The organism is Priestia sp. SIMBA_032 (assembly GCF_046535215.1).
Taxonomy (GTDB): Bacteria; Bacillota; Bacilli; order Bacillales; family Bacillaceae_H; genus Priestia; species Priestia aryabhattai.
Genome location: NZ_JAWRXD010000236.1, coordinates 1 through 363, shown reverse-complemented (window position 1 = coordinate 363; position 363 = coordinate 1). Strand labels below are relative to the sequence as shown.

Annotated in this window: 1 protein-coding gene; it reads right to left on the bottom strand. The window is 32.0% G+C overall.

All coding sequences use genetic code 11. The features are described 5' to 3' along the window. Positions 1–363, bottom strand: a 363-nt coding sequence (locus tag SB717_RS34165; protein WP_410907266.1) for a hypothetical protein, incomplete at both ends; no start/stop codon positions are given.

Sequence of the window (363 nt, the reverse complement as noted above, 5' to 3'; positions counted from 1 at the left end):
ATTGTCTCTTACTTCATAATCAAGTTGAGTAGTTCCTGCTCCTATATTAGTTACTTCAAAACTTAATTCACCATTGCCTGCATTAAAACAGGTTACATTTTTTGGAGTAACCGTAGCTGTAATAGGTGAAATCGTAGGGGTTAAATAATCTAAATACGATGGACAACCATTACTATCTACTACTACAAAAGTATATTTAGTATTTTGTTCCAAATGATCAAAAGTATATGAGTATGCAGAAGTAGATCCTGAAGTCGTACCAATACCGTAGATAGAATAAATAAAATCAGGAGTACCTGTTAATGGTTTTACTTTTATTTCAATAGAAATACCATCGTCACAAGAAAGTCCTTTAACTTCAAG